The organism is Pseudonocardia xinjiangensis (genome assembly GCF_012911925.1).
GTDB lineage: Bacteria > Actinomycetota > Actinomycetes > Mycobacteriales > Pseudonocardiaceae > Pseudonocardia > Pseudonocardia xinjiangensis.
The window spans coordinates 27,160-44,410 of sequence record NZ_JAAXKY010000019.1; the positions used below are offsets into that span (position 1 = coordinate 27,160).

At 73.9% G+C, this 17,251-nt stretch carries 15 protein-coding genes; 4 read left to right on the forward strand and 11 right to left on the reverse strand.

The window, feature by feature from the left end:
• Positions 1 to 66: 66 nt before the first annotated feature.
• From HF577_RS08680 to HF577_RS08720, 9 genes are all read right to left on the reverse strand, one after another.
• On the reverse strand, positions 67 to 744 hold the full coding sequence (locus tag HF577_RS08680) for a response regulator (protein ID WP_169395239.1): 678 nt from the start codon (positions 742 to 744) through the stop codon (positions 67 to 69).
• Entirely contained in the window at positions 741 to 2,270 is a 1,530-nt protein-coding gene (locus tag HF577_RS38030; protein ID WP_169395240.1) for a sensor histidine kinase, read from the reverse strand. The genes HF577_RS08680 and HF577_RS38030 overlap by 4 nt, the downstream gene beginning before the upstream one ends.
• A gap of 5 nt (positions 2,271 to 2,275) precedes the next feature.
• Positions 2,276 to 2,983 (reverse strand): phosphatase PAP2 family protein, encoded by a 708-nt coding sequence (locus HF577_RS08690; RefSeq protein WP_312859020.1) that lies wholly within the window; start codon positions 2,981 to 2,983, stop codon positions 2,276 to 2,278.
• A gap of 109 nt (positions 2,984 to 3,092) precedes the next feature.
• The gene (locus HF577_RS08695; RefSeq protein WP_169395241.1) at positions 3,093 to 5,852 is read right to left on the reverse strand and encodes a helix-turn-helix transcriptional regulator; all 2,760 of its coding nucleotides are present in this window, start codon (positions 5,850 to 5,852) and stop codon (positions 3,093 to 3,095) included.
• Complete coding sequence (locus HF577_RS08700; protein ID WP_169395242.1) at positions 5,849 to 7,228, reverse strand: MFS transporter; 1,380 nt, start codon at positions 7,226 to 7,228, stop codon at positions 5,849 to 5,851. The genes HF577_RS08695 and HF577_RS08700 overlap by 4 nt, the downstream gene beginning before the upstream one ends.
• Positions 7,229 to 7,294: 66 nt before the next feature.
• A complete protein-coding gene (locus tag HF577_RS08705) occupies positions 7,295 to 7,879 on the reverse strand; it encodes an NADPH-dependent FMN reductase (protein ID WP_169395243.1) in 585 nt (194 codons plus the stop codon).
• Positions 7,880 to 8,010: 131 nt separating this feature from the next.
• Positions 8,011 to 9,444, reverse strand: coding sequence for an aldehyde dehydrogenase family protein (locus tag HF577_RS08710; protein WP_169395274.1), 1,434 nt, complete (start codon positions 9,442 to 9,444; stop codon positions 8,011 to 8,013).
• Positions 9,441 to 10,337 (reverse strand): deoxyribose-phosphate aldolase, encoded by an 897-nt coding sequence (deoC, locus tag HF577_RS08715; protein ID WP_211173985.1) that lies wholly within the window; start codon positions 10,335 to 10,337, stop codon positions 9,441 to 9,443. Before deoC ends, HF577_RS08710 begins: the two co-directional genes overlap by 4 nt.
• A 306-nt stretch (positions 10,338 to 10,643) precedes the next feature.
• Positions 10,644 to 10,880 (reverse strand): hypothetical protein, encoded by a 237-nt coding sequence (locus tag HF577_RS08720; RefSeq protein ID WP_169395244.1) that lies wholly within the window; start codon positions 10,878 to 10,880, stop codon positions 10,644 to 10,646.
• Between the two features lie 592 nt (positions 10,881 to 11,472).
• Between HF577_RS08720 and HF577_RS08725 the strand changes: the two genes are divergently transcribed.
• Both HF577_RS08725 and HF577_RS08730 read left to right on the forward strand, forming a co-directional pair.
• On the forward strand, positions 11,473 to 12,384 hold the full coding sequence (locus tag HF577_RS08725; RefSeq protein ID WP_169395245.1) for a haloalkane dehalogenase: 912 nt from the start codon (positions 11,473 to 11,475) through the stop codon (positions 12,382 to 12,384).
• Positions 12,381 to 13,964: a metallophosphoesterase family protein gene (locus HF577_RS08730; protein WP_211173976.1), complete on the forward strand. Its 1,584-nt coding sequence runs from the start codon at positions 12,381 to 12,383 to the stop codon at positions 13,962 to 13,964. The genes HF577_RS08725 and HF577_RS08730 overlap by 4 nt, the downstream gene beginning before the upstream one ends.
• Positions 13,965 to 14,043: 79 nt before the next feature.
• On the opposite strand, the gene HF577_RS08735 is transcribed toward HF577_RS08730, so the two are convergent.
• Entirely contained in the window at positions 14,044 to 15,465 is a 1,422-nt protein-coding gene (locus HF577_RS08735; protein ID WP_407692194.1) for an MFS transporter, read from the reverse strand.
• Between the two features lie 64 nt (positions 15,466 to 15,529).
• On the opposite strand from HF577_RS08735, the gene HF577_RS08740 reads away from it, so the two are divergent.
• Both HF577_RS08740 and upp read left to right on the forward strand, forming a co-directional pair.
• Positions 15,530 to 15,982, forward strand: a complete 453-nt coding sequence (locus tag HF577_RS08740) for a winged helix-turn-helix transcriptional regulator (protein ID WP_169395246.1) — start codon at positions 15,530 to 15,532, stop codon at positions 15,980 to 15,982.
• Between the two features lie 45 nt (positions 15,983 to 16,027).
• Complete coding sequence (upp, locus tag HF577_RS08745; RefSeq protein ID WP_169395247.1) at positions 16,028 to 16,651, forward strand: uracil phosphoribosyltransferase; 624 nt, start codon at positions 16,028 to 16,030, stop codon at positions 16,649 to 16,651.
• A gap of 12 nt (positions 16,652 to 16,663) precedes the next feature.
• Here the strand turns inward: upp and HF577_RS08750 are convergent, their stop codons facing one another.
• Positions 16,664 to 17,233 carry a TetR/AcrR family transcriptional regulator gene (locus tag HF577_RS08750; RefSeq protein ID WP_169395248.1) on the reverse strand — a complete coding sequence of 190 codons (570 nt, stop codon included), beginning with the start codon at positions 17,231 to 17,233 and terminating at the stop codon, positions 16,664 to 16,666.
• Between the last annotated feature and the right edge of the window lie 18 nt (positions 17,234 to 17,251).

Here is a 17,251-nt window from a genome sequence, read left to right on the forward strand (position 1 = left end):
ACCCCCCGCGAGTCGCCCGTTCCGCGCACGCGAGTCGCCCGTTTCCCTCGCGCGAGTCGCCCGTTCTCAGCGCGCCTTGCGTGGGATGAGGCCTGCCTCGTGGGCCAGGATGGCCGCCTCGACCCGGTTGCGGACCCCGAGCCGGCGGAAGATCCCGCTCACGTAGACCTTCACGGTGCCTTCGACCACGTGGATGTGCTCGGCGATCTCGGCGTTGGACAGCCCGGATCCGAGGAGCCCGAGCACCTCCCGTTCGCGGTTGGTCAGCCCGTCGAGCTGCTGCGCGGCGCCGAGGTGCGACCCGGTGGCGGCGAGGTGGTCGATCACCCGCCGGGCGACGGAGGGCGAGAGGTAGGCCGCGCCGAAGGCGACGGCACGCACCCCCGCGATGATCTCGGTGGGGTCGCCCGTCTTGAGCACGAAGCCTCCCGCGCCCTCTCCGAGCGCTCGGGAGATGTAGGCGTCCTCGGCGAAGGTGGTCAGCACCAGCACCTCGGTGCCGACGGTCAGCCGGCGGATCTCCGCCGCGGCCTCGAGCCCGTTCAGCCGCGGCATCCGGATGTCCAGCACGGCGACGTCCGGGCGATGCGCCAGCACCAGGTCCACCGCCTCGCGCCCGTCCTGCGCCTCGGCGACGACCTCGACCTCCGGCGCGGCGGCGAGCACGGCACGCACCCCGACGCGTACGACGGCCTCGTCGTCCGCGAGCACCACGCGGATCGTGCCGCCATCCTGGCCCGTCATCGCTCGCCCCGGACCAGCTCGTCCTTGCTCACCAGCCGGCCGTCCCGGAAGCAGAGCCGGTACAGGTCGCTACCGCGTTCGTCGAACGGGTTGGGGTGGGTGCTGTAGTGGCGGCAGGCCGAGCCGGCAGGTGTCGGCGGCACGCCGTCGGGCTGGTCGACCCGCGTCTCGGCGGGCAGCAGCGGGGCGACGGACGGCTCGTCCTGCCCGATCATGAGCCCTGCGTAGTCGGCGGGCTGGAGCACGGACGTGGCCGCGTCGACGACCATGTAGGCCACCACGCAGGCCACGACGCCGACCGACACCCCGGCGGTGACGTAAACCGTCCGGCGCCCGCTGCGCCGGACCTGCAACTCGGCCTGTCTGCGGTGCAGGCCGGTCGTCGTGGCCGGCCCCGCGGGCGCCGATGGCCGGTGGGGGACGTGCGCCGTGACCTCGTACCCGCCGTCGACGCGCTGCCCGGCGTCGAACCGCCCCCCGACGAGCCGCACCCGTTCCGCGAGTCCGAGCAGCCCGTACCCGCCGGTGACCCCGCGTCCGGACGGCTGGGCCGCCGCCGCGTTGGCCACCCGCACGACGCTGCCCTCGCCGGTTTCCTCGATCCGGACGGTCACGGCCGCTCCCGGGGCGTGCTTGACGACGTTGGTGAGGGCTTCGGCGACCACGCGGTGGATCGTCCGTGCGATGACGGGGTCGTGGTCGCGGGGTGGGTCCGCGACCAGGTCCACGTCGAGCCCCGACGTCCGGCTCCGGGCCACGAGCTCAGCCACGGACTCGCCGGGACGGTCGGTGCTGCCCTGGTCCGGGCGCAACACGCGCACGGCGTCGGCCAGCCGTTCGGCGGCGGTCGTCACGGCCGCGCGGGCACCACCGGCCGCCGATCGATGCGCCGGGTCGAGCCCGGGATCCACTTCGAGCGCCCCGATGCGCAGTGCGGCGTGCGCCAGTTCGTGGCCGATCAGGTCGTGCATCTCACCGGCTAGCCAAGCCCGTTCGCGGGTCCTGGCCCTGTCCTCGGCCAGCCCGAGTTCCCGCTCCACCCGTTCCGCGTGCTCCCAGCCGGCCTGGACCATCCGGGTGTACTGGCGGCGGTACCGGCCGATCGTCCAGGGCACAACGGCGAGCACCGCCACCGCGGCGACCGTCGCGATGGTGGTGTCGCCCCCGCCACCGAGGCCCAGAGCAGCCGCAGCGCCGGCGGCGGTGGCCGCCGACAGCACCACCGCGCCCGCCGTACCCGCGGTTGCGTTCCGGCCTGCCACGAAGCTGACCGCTACCAGGCCTCCCGCGAACGCGATCACCCCGAGCGTGCTGTTCAGCTCGTCCCGCGACAGGAAGGTGACCTGCCACGCCGCCATCACCAGCACGAGCGCGGCCACCGGCAGGCGGTGCACGAGAGCCGTGGCGGCGCCGAGGACGGCGAGCCCGGCGAGGGCCTCGGCTGCCGAGAGCCGGCCGTCCCACGGTCCGACCGTGGCCACGAGCACCGGAACTGCCGTGATCGTCCAGAGGGCGAGTGCGCGCACGCCCATCAGTTTCGCGGATGCCGTCTCAGGCGCGTGGGGCGACGAAGGCGAACCGTCGGCGCATCTCCCGCTCCCGCATCGCCCACCAGCCACCCCACCGCGGCCCGGTTCCGGGCCTGGGTGATCACCGGCGCCAGCAGACGTGCCGGTACCGGGAGGACGAGGGCCACCACTGCGCCCAGGAGGAAACCGGCGATCACATCATGCGGATAGTGCACACCGACGACGACCCGTGAGGCCGCGGCGAACAATGCCACCCCGACGGCGAGGAAAGCGAGGCGCCCGCCTGCCCAGGCGAGAGCGACGGCGGCCGCTGCCGCGACCGTCGCGTGATTGCTGGGAAAGGACCAGTCGCCGTACTCGGGGCACGCCGCGATCGTGGCCAGGTCACCGAGCGTCCGGCACGGACGTTCCTCCTGCCACAGCTCCTTCGCTGTCTCGCTCAGCAGGTACGCCACCACCGTCACCGCCGGCACCAGCAGCACTCGTGCCATCAGCAGTGGTGGTCCGGTCCGCGCGCGCCACCACGCCGCGACGAGCATCGCGGCGAGCACGACCGCGACCGCGTCGGTGGCGACCTCGACGAATACGTGTATCGCCTCGGGGCTCGCCGCCGCTGATTCGACGGTGCGCCGATACCATTCCGCGCTGACATCGGGTACATCCGGAATTCCCGTACCGTCCGGAATCGGCTCCACCGGTGCATTCGTCACGGCGAGAACGCTATTTATCGGGCCGGTCGATCGCCTTCGTCGAAAGCGTCGTGCTGCCTCTGTCCTTCGTCAGGGTCGGGTACCTGACGATCGACAGGGCGGCGCAGGCTCACGCGGGCAGGTCGAGCCGGACGAGCTGCGCGCGGGAGGTGACGCCGAGCTTCGGGAACGCCTTGTACAGGTGGTAGCCCACCGTGCGCGGGCTGAGGAACAGCTGCGCCCCGATGTCGCGGTTGCTGAGCCCGGCCGCGGCGAGCCGGACGACCTGCAGCTCCTGCGGGGTGAGCTCCGTGAGCAGGTCGGGACCCGGCTGCGCGTCGGCCCGGCTCTCCCCGGTGGCCCGCAGCTCGGCCCGCGCGCGCTCGGCCCAGGGGCGGGCGCCGAGCTCTTCGAACGTCTCCAGCGCCGACCGCAACGGTGCCCGGGCGTGTGCGCGGCGCCTGCCCCGGCGCAGCAGCTCCCCGTGGAGAAGCTCCGTGCGGGCTCGCTCGAAGGGCCGTGCCCCGTCGAGCCGGTGGTGCGCCACGGCCTCGGCGAAGAGGTGTTCGGCCCGGTCTCCGCCGTCGACGAGCGCCCGGCAGCGCAGCGCAACCGCCCGTGCCCAGTCCTGCCCGACGTGGCCGGCCCATCGTTCGAAGCGCGCGGCGGCGTCGCGGGCGAGCTCCGGGCGCCCTGCGCGGGTCGCCGCCTCCACGAGGTCGGGCAGCGACTGACGGCGGCTGGGGTGCGCGACGAGCTCGGTGAGCCGGTCGGCGGCGGTCTCGAACCGGCCCAGCCCCACGTCCAGGAGGCTGCGCGCGGCCGCCGCCGCCTCGGAGAAGCCCCGCGGCTTCCGTCGCCCGTCGAGCTCGGCGAGGACGGCCACCAGGCGCACCTCATCGCCCTCGACGGCCGCCAGCTGCGCCGCCACGGCCGCGAGCTCACCGAGTGCCTGCTCGTGGCCCGCGTCCCGGGCGAGCTGCAGCCCCTCGGCGGCTGCGGCTGCCGCGTCGTGGCGGTGGCCCAGGTGCCACCGGCCCGCGGCCAGCACGGCCAGCACCCGGGGCAGCACGCCGTGGGCGCCGCGGGTACGGCAGTCGCGCTCGGCGGAGGCGGCGAGCTCGTGGGCGGTGACGTGGTCGCCGAGTGCGAGGTGCCAGGCGGCGAGGGTGGCGCCGACCCGCGGCGACCCCGAGTCGTGGCAGACCGCCATCTCGCGCAGGCCGGCGACCGCTCCGGGCAGCGCGGTGTCGTCGGAGCCGGGGAGCTGGGCGAGCGCCACCGCCGACAGCGCACGGACGTACCGCGCGTCGCCGAGGCGGTCGGCGGCGGCCATGACCTGCTCGACCATGCCGCGGTCCCGCGCCGACCACCCCGCCTCGACGGCCCACAGGAGCATCTCGTCGGCCAGCCCGGGCGCGACGGCCGCCGTCGGCACCACGGCCTCCATCAGCAGCCGGTGGGTCTCCTCCGGCCGGTTGACCTCGTCGGCGAGCCGGGCGTGGATCAGGGCGAGCCGCGCGAGCTGCACCCGGTCGGCCACGGGCCGCGCGGCGTCGACCGCGAGGGTGGCCGCCCACTCTCGGTGACCGGCGTCCGCCGCGGCCTCCGCTGCCGCGGTCAGCCGGCCGGTCCGCCGGGCGGGGTCGGGGCTGAGCGAACCGGCGCGTTCGTACGCGGCCGCCGCCCCCTCGTTGCTGCCCCGGTCCGCGGCGCCGCGCGCGCTCTCCTCGAGCGCGGCGGCGACGTCCTCGTCGGGTCCGATGCTCGCAGCGGCCCGGTGCCAGTTGCGGCGGTCGACGTCGGGACGCCCGTCGAGGACGTCGGCGAGCGCGCGGTGGGCCTCCTGTTTGCGGACCACGGTGGCGCTGCCGTAGGCGGCCGTGCGGATCAGCGGATGCCAGAAACCGAGGCACCCCTCCTGGAACATCAGCAGGCGCGCGCGTTCCGCCGCCTCCAGGTCGGCCACGGAACTGCCGAGGCGCTGCGCGGCCGCGAGCACCACACCGGTGTCGCAGGTGTTGTCCGCCGCCGCCACGAGCAGCACGGTGCGGACGCTGTCGGGCAGTGCCGCGATCCGGGCGGCGAACTCCCGCTCCACCGGGCTGTGCGTCGGCGCCGACCCACCGCGCCCGGCCTCGGGCGGACCGAGCGGGTAGACCGGTGCGCGGCCCGCGCGGTGCGCCGCAGGCAGCTCGTGCAGGGCGAGCGGGTTGCCTGCCGCATCCCGCAGCAGCTGTTCCCGGATGTGCCGGGGAAGGTCACCGGCCCCGGAGTCCAGGACGTGGCGGGCTGTCGTCTCGTCCAGCCGGGGCAGGGTGAGCTCCGCCAGTCCCGGGGCCGGGAACGCGGGGGCGTGCCCCGTGCGCGCCGCGAAGATCATCACCACGGCCTCGGCGTCGAGCCGGCGCGCGACGAACAGCAGCACCTGCGCCGAGGCCCGGTCGAACCAGTGGGCGTCGTCGAGCAGGCACAGCACCGGCCGCTGCGCCGCCAGCTCGGCGAGCAGCGTCAGCACTGCGAGCCCGACCAGGAACCGGTCGGGCGCGCGTTCGGCCGTCGCCAGCCCGAGCGCCGCGCGCAGCGCGTCCGCCTGGGCCCCGGGCAGCTCGTCGACCCCCGCCACGGTGTCCTTCAGCAGCAGGTGCAGGGCGGCGAAGGGCAGCTCCGTCTCGGTCTCGACGCCCGTCCTGGTCAGCACCAACATGTCCGGCGCGGCCGCGGCGGCGTGCCGGAGCAGGGTCGACTTCCCGATCCCGGCCTCACCACCGACCACCAGCGCGGCGCTGCGGCCCGCGCGGGCGGTGTCGAGCAGGCGCTGCACGACCGCGGTCTCGGTGGCCCGGCCGGGGAGGGCGGGTTGGACCGGCGCCCGGGCCACGTTCTTCATCGGGCCCCCTCCGCCGCGGCCCGGGTGGCTCCCGGCGAGGCCGGCGCCAGCAGCACGATGAGCCCGACGCCCACCGCCGCGGTGATCACGACGACGCCGGCGCGGAAGCCCCCCGCACCGCCCCCGGCCACGGTCCAGGCCAGCGCGGTCACCGCCGGGGCGACCGTCATCGCGATCGTGCGGACCGTCATGCCGACGCCCCCGGCCACCCCCTCCGACCCGGACGGCGTGCCGACCAGCAGCGCGGTGTTGATCGCCGGGTTGAACAGCCCGGACCCCACCCCGAGCAGGACCAGCCGCCAGGCCAGGTCCACCAGCCCGGAACCGGCGTCCAGCGTGAGCATGGAGAGCATCGCGACCACCGTCACCGCGCTCCCGACGATCGCGACCGCCCTCGTCCCGTAACGGTCGGACAGCAGCCCCGCGAGTGGGGAGATCGGTGCCATCGCCCCGACCACGAACAGCAGCGCCACACCGGTGACGTCGGGGCCGTCGCCCAGCACATCGGCCACGAAGTACGGGAGCAGGAACGCGATCAGGCCGCCGGTGAAGGTGGTCGTGAACAGCGCGAGCAGCGTTGCCGCGAACGAGCGCCCGCGCACCAGCGCGATCACCGGTCCCGACGCCGTCAGCCGGGTCCACCACAGCCCGAGGCCGATCGCCGCCACCCCGAGCGCGGCGGCGACGAGCGGCTGCCCGTCCACCTCGTCGAGCGCGAGCAGCAGTGCCGCCACCGCGCCCCCGAGCAGCAGCGCCTCGCGCACGAGTTCGCCGCTCGGCCGGGGCAGCCCGCGGTCCGGGGTGCGCGGGATGGTGCGCAGGCCCACCCACAGCACGACGGCCACCAGCGGGATCTTCATCAGGAAGACCTCGCGCCAGGTGAACACCTCGGCCACCAACCCGCCGACGGGCATGCCCACCGTGGCGCCGATCGTCATGATCGTGATCACGAACCCGATCGCCCGGCCCCGCTGCTCCGGGCGCACGCTGCCGCTGATGATCGGCATGTACGCGGCCACCACCAGCGCACCGGCGATCCCCTGCAGCAGGCGGCCGGCGACGACCAGCGGGAACGTCGGGGCGAACGCCACCAGCGCGCTCGCCAGTCCGAGGCCGATCATGGCCAGGGCGAAGACCGCGCGGACGTCCGCGCCGTCGGCCCAGCGCCCGGCCGGGACGGACACGGCCGCCGACGGCAGCGCATAGGCCAGCAGCACCCACGCCGTCGCCGCCGCGGACACCCCCAGTTCGGCGCCGATGCCGGGGAGGGTCACCGCGGGGATCGTCATCTCGGAGGTGACCATCAGCATCGCGAGACCGAGCGCCACCACCGGCGGCCAGCTCGTCCGCCCGGGTTCTACCGCTCTCGTGGCCATCGTCGTCCCTCCTGGACAGATCGGACTCCGACGCTAGGAGTTGAAGCTCACTCGAGGTCAAGACGATCACCCGGTGACGTACGGGCGCGCGGCACGGGCGTCGCGCAGGGCCACGGCCCACCAGGCGAGCTGGTCGAGCAGGGTCTTCGCTGCCGCCGAGCACTCCGCCTCCTCGAACGGGCGGCCCTCGTCGCCGAACCGGGCCCACGCGCCGTGGAAGCTCACGGTGTCGCGCACCGTGGTCGCGTGCACCTCGGCGAACACCGGCCGCAGGTGCTCCACCGCACGCAGGCCGCCCGACATCCCGCCGTAGGACACGAACGCCACCGGCTTTGCCTGCCACTCCGGCCCGTACCAGTCGACGAGCGTCTTCAGTGGCGCGGGATAGCTGTGGTTGTACTCGGGCGTGACCACCACGAACGCGTCCGCGGCCGCCAGGCGCGGCGCCACGGCCGCCACCTGTGGCGGCGCCGGCTGCCCGTAGCCGGTCAGCCGGTCCGGCAGTGCGGCGTCGGCGAGGTCGAGCACGTCGACGTCCATGTCGGCGTGCTGCTTCGCCTCCCCGACGAACCAGTCGGCCACCGTGGACCCGAACCGGCCCTCCCGCGTGCTCCCGATGATCACCACCAGACGCAGTCGCGCGTCGGTCATGGTGGGCTCCTTCCCCTCGTCGCTGCTGGTGCGAGCGACGCTAGGAGCGAGGAGGGGCCCACCGAATCCGTCACGTGACCGGCGCTCCTGATCACCGCGACCCGTACCTGACGGCCGTGGCGGCCCGGAGGTCAGGCGTCGAGGTAGGCCTCCAGGCCGATCCGGCCGCCTTCCCGGCCGAAGCCGGACTCGCGGTAGCCGCCGAAGGGCGCCGTCGGGTCGAAGCGGTTGAAGGTGTTGGCCCAGACCACGCCGGCGCGCACGCGCTGCGCGGTCCAGAGCGCCTTGGCGCCCTTCTCGGTCCAGACGCCCGCGGAGAGGCCGTACGGGGTGTTGTTGGCCTTGGCGACGGCCTCGTCGGGGGTGCGGAACGTGAGCACCGACAGGACCGGTCCGAAGATCTCCTCCCGCGCCACCCGCATCGTCTGCTCCACGCCGGAGAAGACGGTGGGCGGGAAGAAGAGGCCGCGCTCGGGCAACGCGCACGAGCTGGTCCAGCGCTGCGCCCCCTCGGCGTCGCCCGCGGCGGCGAGGTCGACGATCCGGTCCAGCTGGGCGCGCGAGTTGATGGCGCCGACGTCGGTGTTCTTGTCGAGCGGGTCGCCCACGCGCAGCGTCTCGATCCGGGCGCGCAGGAGCGTCTCGAACTCCTCCGCGATCGACTCCTGCACCAGCAGCCGCGACCCCGCGCAGCACACGTGGCCCTGGTTGAAGAAGATCCCGTCGACGACGCCGTCGACGGCCTGGTCGAGCGGCGCGTCGTCGTAGACGATGTTGGCGGCCTTGCCGCCGAGCTCCAGGGTGAGCCGCCTGCCGGTGCCGCCGAGGCGCCGCTGGATCTCCTTGCCGACCTCGGTGGAGCCGGTGAAGGCCACCTTGTCCAGCCCCTGGTGCCCGACGAGGGCTGCGCCCACGTCACCGGCGCCGGGGAGGACGTTGAGCACGCCGGGCGGCAGCCCGGCATCGGCGGCGATCCCGGCCAGCACGAGCGCGGTGAGCGGCGTGGTCTCCGCCGGCTTGAGGACGATCGTGTTGCCGCAGGCCAGCGCCGGAGCGATCTTCCAGACGGCCATGAGCAGCGGGAAGTTCCACGGGATGACGGCACCCACCACACCGAGCGGCCGGGGGTCGGGGCCCAGCCCCGCGTAGCCGAGCTTGTCGGCCCAGCCGGCGTGGTGGAACAGGTGCGCCGAGGCCGTGGGCACGTCGATGTCGCGCGACTCGCGGATCGGCTTCCCGTTGTCCAGCGTCTCCAGCACGGCCAGCTCGCGGGAGCGCTCGGCGACCACCCGCGCGATCCGGAACAGGTACTTGGCCCGTTCGGCCCCGGGCATCGGGCCCCAGACCTCGGTGTACGCGCGGCGGGCGGCCGCCACGGCCCGGTCGACGTCGGCCGGGCCCGCCGTGCCGACCTCGGCGAGCACCTCCTCCGTGGCCGGGTTGGTGGTCTTCAACGGCTCGCCGCCGCCGTCGACGAACTGCCCGTCGAGGAACGGCCGGTAGGCCGGCTGGAGGTTCGCGAGCGCCGCGGACTCGGGGGCGGGGGCGTAGGTCCAGTCCATCAGGCGTTCCCGATCCGGTCGGTGCTCTCGTAGTGCCCGCCCTGCTGGGTGCGGCGCTGCCGCAGCAGGTCGCCGAGCAGGGACGACGCGCCGAACCGGAAGAGCTGCGGGGTGAGCCACGCCGGCCCGGCGATCTCGTTGACCGCCACGAGGTGGCGGATCGCGTCCTTCGCGGTGCGGATGCCGCCCGCGGCCTTCACACCCCGCAGCTCGCCGGTGGCGCGGTGCCAGTCCCGTACGGCCTGCAGCATCAACTGCACCACGGGCAGCGTCGCCGCCGGGGAGATCTTGCCCGTGGAGGTCTTGATGACGTCGGCGCCCGCGAGCAGGGCGAGCCAGGACGCGCGACGCACGTCGTCGTAGCCGGCGAGCTCCCCGGTCTCGAGGATCACCTTGAGGTGCGCGCTGCCGCAGGCCTGCTTCACCGCGGCGATCTCGTCGTACACGGCGCCGTAGCGGCCGGTGAGAAAAGCGCCGCGGTCGATCACCATGTCGATCTCGGAGGCCCCGGCCTCGACGGCGAGCGCGGTGTCGGCCAGCTTGACCGCCCGCGACGAGCGCCCGGACGGGAACGCGGTGGCGACGGCGGCCACCGCCACCCCCGAGCCGCGCAGCGCCTCGACGGCGATCCCGGCCAGGTCCGGATAGACACAGACGGCGGCCACGGGGGGAACCTGCGGGTGGTCGGGATCGGGGCGGCGGGCCTGCGCGCACAGCGACCGCACCTTGCCCGGCGTGTCGGACCCCTCCAGCGTGGTGAGGTCGATCATGGAGATGGCCATGTCGAGGGCCTGGAGCTTCGACTCCCGCTTGATGCTCCGCGTGGCCAGCACCGCCGACCGGCGTTCGAGCCCGACCTGGTCGACACCCGGCAGCCCGTGCAGGAAGCGGCGCAGGGAGGCCTCGTCACGACCGACGTCGCCGAACCCCGGACCGGCAACGCCGTCGCGGGTGTCGACAGGCGCTCGGCCTGCGTTGCGCGCGTCGGGCCGCGGAGCGGGGACGATCGTTGTCACGGCGCTGAGTGTAAGGGCCGCAGGCCCGCGATCGAGGGTCGTCGCCGCTGCCGTCCGGCCTCCCGGCGCGATCACCCCGGAGGGCGCCGGCCGCACTGCTCGATCCTGAACAGCGCGCCGCCCGCCGCGCCGATGGGCGCAGCGGGCGACCGCGAGTGGTTGGGGGGAGCGTCCCGTAGCGGGTGGTCAGGTGGAGCTGTGCAGACGGACGACGCCGACAGTGACGTCCTCCAGGCCACCGCGATCGAAATCGCGGCGCAGTTGATCGGCCTTGACTGTTGCCGTCAGGCCGTCGAACGGTCCGTGGGCATCAACCTCTCCGGTCTGAGGGTCGACGGCGAGCACAACATAACCGTCGCACTGCGTAAGCTTCTCCGCCGCAGCGACCAGCGTCGCTTCGTCGGAAGTTGAGTTCTCCGGCACCGGATCACCTCCTAGTCATAAGTACAGCGTCGGGGAGGCCTTCGGCGTGACAGTGTTTGTGGCAGACCACCCATTCGGGTCAGGGTGAATCTGGGAGATCGATCACGGTGGGTACCGACAAGTGGGTGATAGGGCGGTTGAAACGGTGTACACCCGCCCCTGACTAGGATCAATGTGTCGATCTTGGCACTCTTAGTCATCATTACCCTCGGTACGGACTTCGCCCCTCGGGCCGCTGCCGACGATGATCCAGAGATGGTCCGGACCAGGTGTTCCGCTGCTCCATCGAACCTTGGACGCCCGTCCACGATGGAGTAGTGCACCCCGGAATGGTTGCGGAATGTGATTGGCCACGAGCCGCGGTCGGGTGTTCGTCTCCCGATGTGGTGACGGCCGGCCTCGACCGGCGCCGGCAACGGGCGGGGGCCGCGGACGCAGCTCGTCACTGTGGCGCCGGTCACCCTCCGTCCCAGGGTGGCGGACGGTCACCGCGTACCGGGGAGCCGGACCGCCGCGGAGCGGCTCGCGCCGGAGCGCCCCGGCTCCGCGAAGCGCCGTCGGCCGGGACGGCGGCAACTGTCAAGATCAGCTCATGCGCTGCCTCCGCACACCCGGCGAGCGGTTCGCCAACCTCCCCGACTTCGCTCTCACTCCCCGCTACGGCGACGTCCCCGATCCCGACGGCGGATCGCTGCGGATGGCCTGGGTGGAGGCCGGCCCGGCGGACGGACCGCCCGTCCTGCTGCTGCACGGCGAGCCGAGCTGGTCGTTCCTGTACCGGACGGTGCTCCCGGTGCTGGCCGCGGCCGGGCTGCGGGCCGTGGCCCCCGACCTCGTCGGGTTCGGCCGCTCCGACAAGCCCACCGAGGTGACCGACCACAGCTACGCCCGCCATGTCGAGTGGCTGCGGTCGCTCGTGTTCGACGTGCTCGACCTGCGCGGTGTCACGCTCGTCGGGCAGGACTGGGGTGGCCTGCTGGGGCTGCGGCTGGTGGCCGAGCACCTCGACCGGTTCGCCGCCGTGGTGGCCGCGAACACCGGACTGCCCACCGGCGACCACGACATGCCCGAGGTCTGGTGGCAGTTCCGCCGGGCCGTGGAGAAGGCGGAGCGCCTCGACGTCGCCCGCCTGGTGCAGGCCGGCTGCCGCACCCCGTTCTCCCCGGAGGTCCGCGCGGCCTACGACGCGCCGTTCCCGGACGAGAGCTACAAGGCGGGCCCGCGGGCGATGCCGCTGCTCGTGCCGACCCGGCCCGACGACCCGGCGACGGAGGCCAACCGCGCGGCCTGGGCGACGCTGTCGCGCGGCGAGATCCCGTTCCTGTGCGCGTTCAGCGACGGGGACCCGATCACGGCGGCCATGGAGCCGATCCTGCGCCGCACCATGCCGGGCGCGGCAGGCCGCGAGCATCCGACGATCACCGGCGCCGGGCACTTCCTGCAGGAGGACGCCGGGCCGGCGCTGGCCGATGCGGTCGTCCGTTTCGTCGGAGGTGCGCGGTGACCGCGCTGCATCCCGAACTCGGGAGCGAGCCGTCCCGCAGCTCCACCGGGGGTGCCGGCTGGGGGTGCAGGCAGCCCGGCATCGGCGCCGGCCTCGCACCCGTCGACAACCGGTTCAGCTGGTTGTCGCCCGGTCCGCTCATCGCCTCGCGCAACGACGTGCTGGCGCGCCGGCTCGGTGATCCCACCGACGGTCAGCGGCGGGAGTGGCTGCGCCGGCTCGACGCCTACGCCGAGGCGGCGGGCGCGCCGCCCCCGCCGCGCGACCGGCTCGTCACCCGCTTCGCCGACCGCGACAGCATCTCCGTCGCGGTGCTCGGCGACCCGGGCGAGGGGGACGCCTCGCAGTACGTGGTGGTGCCGGTGCTGGAGCGGGTGGCGGGGGACACCGACCTCGGCATCGTGTGCAGCGACGTCGTATACCCGGCCGGTGGGGTGCGCGCCTACCGCGACCGCTTCTACCGGGCCTACGCCGGCTACCGGGCTCCGCTCTACGGCCTGCCCGGCAACCACGACTGGTACGACGGGCTCACCGGCTTCATGACCACCTTCTGCGACGTGGCGCCCGACGTGGGGGAGCCCTCGCCCGACGTGCCCGGCCCGTGGTGGAAGCGGGTGGTGCGCCGGCTGCTCTGGCGGCACGCGCCGAAGGCCACCGCGCAGGACGTCGCCGAGATGCGCTGGTACCGCGACGAGGAGTCGCAGCAGGCGGTGCAGCCGGGGCCGTACTGCGCGATCGACGCCGGTCCGGTGCGGCTGGTGCTCATCGACGTGGGGATCGACGGCCACATCGACCGCGAGCAGGGCGACTGGCTCCGGGAGGTGTCGGCGGGCGACCGCCCCAAGATCCTGCTCACCGGGAAGCCCCTCTACACCTACGCCCACGCGCAGCCGTGCCCGATCGAGGGCGGCGGGTTCGTCGACGACATCGTCACCGACCCGGCGAACAACTACGTCGCGGCGATCGGCGGGGACGACCACAACTACCAGCGCTACCCCGTGCGGCAGCCCGACGGGCGCACGATCCTGTACCTCGTGGCGGGCGGCTCGGGCGCCTATCTCTCGGCCACCCACCAGATCCCCAACGTGGACCGGCTCGCGCCCGCCGTCCACGAGGAGGACTTCCGCTGCTACCCGCTGCGCGGCGACTCGCTCGCCCACTTCAGCAGGCGCTACGACCGAGTCCTCGGCCTCGGGCTCGGCCGGTTGGTGATCTCCCCGGACGACGCGACCACGCTGATGGCCGAGCGGGTGGGCATCACGCCGCCGCGGGCGGGCTCGGCCACCGTGCCGGCCAGGGAACGCCGTGCCGCCGACTTCATCTTCCCGCTGCCCGCACGGGGGACGGCGCCCGCGCACAACCTGATGTCGGTGCTGTTCGACTCGAACGCCGTGCCCCAGTTCAAGAGCTTCCTGCGGCTCGACGCCACCGGCGAGGAGATCGTGGTGTCGTGCTGGGCCGCCACCGGCTGCCGGGAGCACGAGATCGACCCGGTGCTGGAGGACCGGATGCGCGCCACCCGGCAGCCGGACGGCCGGTGGGCCTGGACGAGCGAGACCCCGGGCCGTCCGGTGCCGTGACCCCCACCCGCGAGTCGCCCGTTCCTACCCCGCGAGTCGCCCGTTCTGCGTGCGCGAGTCGCCCGTCCCGGGACCCCGGTCAGGCTGCTCGCGGCGCCCGCCTGCGCAGCCCGGCCATGGTGAGAACCGCGCCGATCACCGCGCCGACGAGCGGGACGACCAGGCCGGCCCGGAGCCCGTCGAGCACGGCCTGCGGGGAGTCGCCCGCGGTGTTGCCGACGATCACCGCGGCCACCACCGCCAGCCCGACCGCCGCGCCGAACTGGAACGAGGTCGTCAGCAGGCCGCTCGCGAGCCCCTGCTCGTGGTCGGCGATCCCGTCGGTGGCGGCGATCGTGAGCGGCCCGTACGCGAGCGCGAACCCGACGCCGAGGACGAGCAGTGCAGGAAGCATCGCGACGAAGCCCCAGTCGAGTCCGACCGGCAGGAACAGCAGGTAGGCGACGGCCGCGAGGGCCAGCCCCCCGGCGGCCACCCTCGCGTTGCCGAAGCGGTTCACCAGCCACGGGGTGAGGGTCGGCGCGAGCACGGCGTCGATTCCGGCCACGGCGAGCGCGAGACCCGTCTCGACCTCCGACCAGCCGCGCAGCTCCTGCAGGTACAGCACGACCGTGAACTGGAACGCCATGAACGAGCCGACGAGCAGCAGCGCACCCGCGTTCGCCCGCAGCAGCGGGGCGGAACGCAGGATCCCCAGCCGGACCAGCGGGGCCACGGACCGGCGCTCGACCAGCACGAACACCGCGAAGAGGGCGAGGGTGCCCGCGAGTGTGCCGACAGTCGTCAGGGTCCCGACGTCGGGCGCCCGCACCACCGCGACCACGAGCAGCAGCATCGCGCCCGTCAGGGTGGCCGTTCCGGCGACGTCGAAGCCTCCGGAGACGCGGACCGGCCGTGCCTCCCGCGGAACGAGCAGCAGCGCGGCCACCAGGATCGCCGCGGCCATCAGCACGGGCGCGAAGAACACCCACCGCCAGTCCACGGCGGCCAACAGCCCGCCGACCACCATGCCGAGCGAGAAACCGCCCGCTCCCGCCCCGGCATAGACGAGGACGGCCCGGTTGCGGGCCGGGCCCGCGGCGAACGTCGTCGTGATGATGGACAGCCCGGCGGGCGCCATGAACGCCGCGGCCACCCCGGTCACGAAGCGGGCGAGGACGAGGACCCAGGCCTCGGTGGCGAGCCCGCCGAGGCCGGAGAAGACCACGAACACCACGAGCCAGGTGAGGAACATCCGGCGCCTGCCCAGCAGGTCGGCGGCCCGGCCGCCCAGGAGCACGAACCCGCCGTAGCCGAGCACGTAGGCGCTCACCACCCACTGCAGCGCACTGGTGGACATGCCCAGTTCGGCGCGGATCGACGGCAGGGCCACGCCCATCATGGAGACGTCGATGCCCTCGAGGAAGATCGCGCCGCAGAGGACGAGCAGCAGGCCCCACGCGCGGCCGCTCATGCGCTCGTGGAGCCGGGCCGGCGCGGGCGAGGACGTGGGTACGGGCACCGAATTGCTCCATTCGTCGGTTCTGTCTTGTAACCGACCACATCGTGAGTCACCATCGGGAAGCGTGGAAGAAGGCACTTCGAAGTCACCGACGCACTGCTGCGATACCGGACCACCGCACGAGGACGCCGAGGGGCACTGGGACGCCCACCAGTGGGACACCCGGGAGGACTGCGAGGTCCGCCAGATCCTCGACCGGGTGGCAGACAAGTGGTCGCTGCTGGTCATCGCTCTGCTGGAGCGGCGCAGGCTGCGCTTCACCGAGCTACGCCGCGAGATCGACGGCGTCAGCCAGCGGATGCTCACGGTCACCCTGCGCCAGCTCGAGCGCGACGGGCTGGTGCGCCGCACCGTGTACCCCGTCGTCCCGCCGCGGGTGGACTACGAGCTCACACCCCTCGGTTCCACGCTGCACGAGACCATCCAGGCGCTGGTCACCTGGACCGAGGCCCACCAGAACGAGATCGCCGCCGCCCGCGCCGCCTACGACGCGGCGCAGGCCGCACCGGCGCCGTGACCGGACGCCCGTGCCGTCCGGTCGGTCGGCGCTAACCTCTCCGCCATGGACGTGCAGGTCGTCGACCACCCACTGGCCAAGGCCCGGCTCTCCGAGCTGCGCGACGCGCGCACGGACAACCCCACCTTCCGCGCCGCGTTGCGCGACCTCACCCTGATGCTGATCTACGAGGCCACCCGGGACGCGCCGCTGGCCTCCGCCCCGCTGCACACGCCGGTGGCGCGCACCCTGGGGTTCCGGCTGGCCAACCCGCCGCTGCTGGTTCCCGTCCTGCGCGCCGGGCTCGGCATGGCGGACGCCGCGCTCGGGTTGATGCCGGAGGCGCAGATGGGGTTCGTCGGGCTCGCCCGCGACGAGGAGACCCACCAGCCCGTCCCGTACATGGAGTCGCTGCCGGACTCGCTGCAGGGGCGCCCGGTGTTCGTGCTCGACCCGATGCTCGCCACCGGCGGCTCGATGGCGCACACGATCCGGCTCCTCACCGAGCGGGGCGCCACCGACGTCACGGCGATCTGCGTGCTGGCCGCGCCCGAGGGTGTCGAGCACCTGCGGAGCAGCGGCCTCCCGGTACGGGTGATCACCGCCAGCATCGACGAGCGGCTCAACGACTCCGCGTTCATCGTCCCCGGCCTGGGGGACGCGGGCGACCGCCAGTTCGGCGCCGTCTGACCCGTCGTCCGGTTACGGCGCCGCCGCGGCCCACCCGGCCGTGACGGACCGGAGCGCGTCCTCGAACCGGGACTCCGCGCCCGGCGGGAGCAGGCCGCGCAGCTGCAGGCACACCCAGCCGTGGACGGTGGCCCAGAGTGCGAGGGCGGCGGTGGCCGGGTCGAGGTCGGGCCGCACCGCGTCGTCCTCGACGGCCCGCTGCACGAACTCGCGTAACGGGGCTAGTGCGGCACCGCTCGCGAGCTCCTGCGGGTCGCCGTCGAACACCACCTCGAACAGGTGGGGCTGCGCGAGCGCACCCTGCCGGTAGGCGAGCGCCAGCTGGACCAGGTCGTCGAGGGTGTCGTTGCCCGGCGGGACGGCCAGGTGAGCGCGGAACCGGCGCAGCGCCTCGTCGAACAGGGCGGTCAGCAGCCCGGCCTTCCCGCCGAACAGCGAGTAGACGGCGGTGGTGGACGTGTCGCATTCGGCGGCGAGGGCGCGCAGGCTCAACGCCGGCATCCCGTCGGCCGACACGCGCTCCAGCGCGTGCCGCAGCAGCCGGTCCCGCAGCGCCTCGTCGTGGACCTTGGGCCGAACCATCGGCGCAGGCTAGCCGAG

What these genes read in the sequence shown, in the direction of transcription:
- HF577_RS08725 (WP_169395245.1), top strand. Translation starts at nt 11,473, where the DNA reads ATGCGCTGCCTCCGCACACCCGGCGAGCGGTTCGCCAACCTCCCCGAC.
- HF577_RS08695 (WP_169395241.1), bottom strand. Translation starts at nt 5,852, where the DNA reads ATGAAGAACGTGGCCCGGGCGCCGGTCCAACCCGCCCTCCCCGGCCGG.
- upp (WP_169395247.1), top strand. Translation starts at nt 16,028, where the DNA reads ATGGACGTGCAGGTCGTCGACCACCCACTGGCCAAGGCCCGGCTCTCC.
- HF577_RS08705 (WP_169395243.1), bottom strand. Translation starts at nt 7,879, where the DNA reads ATGACCGACGCGCGACTGCGTCTGGTGGTGATCATCGGGAGCACGCGG.
- HF577_RS08750 (WP_169395248.1), bottom strand. Translation starts at nt 17,233, where the DNA reads ATGGTTCGGCCCAAGGTCCACGACGAGGCGCTGCGGGACCGGCTGCTG.
- HF577_RS08680 (WP_169395239.1), bottom strand. Translation starts at nt 744, where the DNA reads ATGACGGGCCAGGATGGCGGCACGATCCGCGTGGTGCTCGCGGACGAC.
- HF577_RS08700 (WP_169395242.1), bottom strand. Translation starts at nt 7,228, where the DNA reads ATGGCCACGAGAGCGGTAGAACCCGGGCGGACGAGCTGGCCGCCGGTG.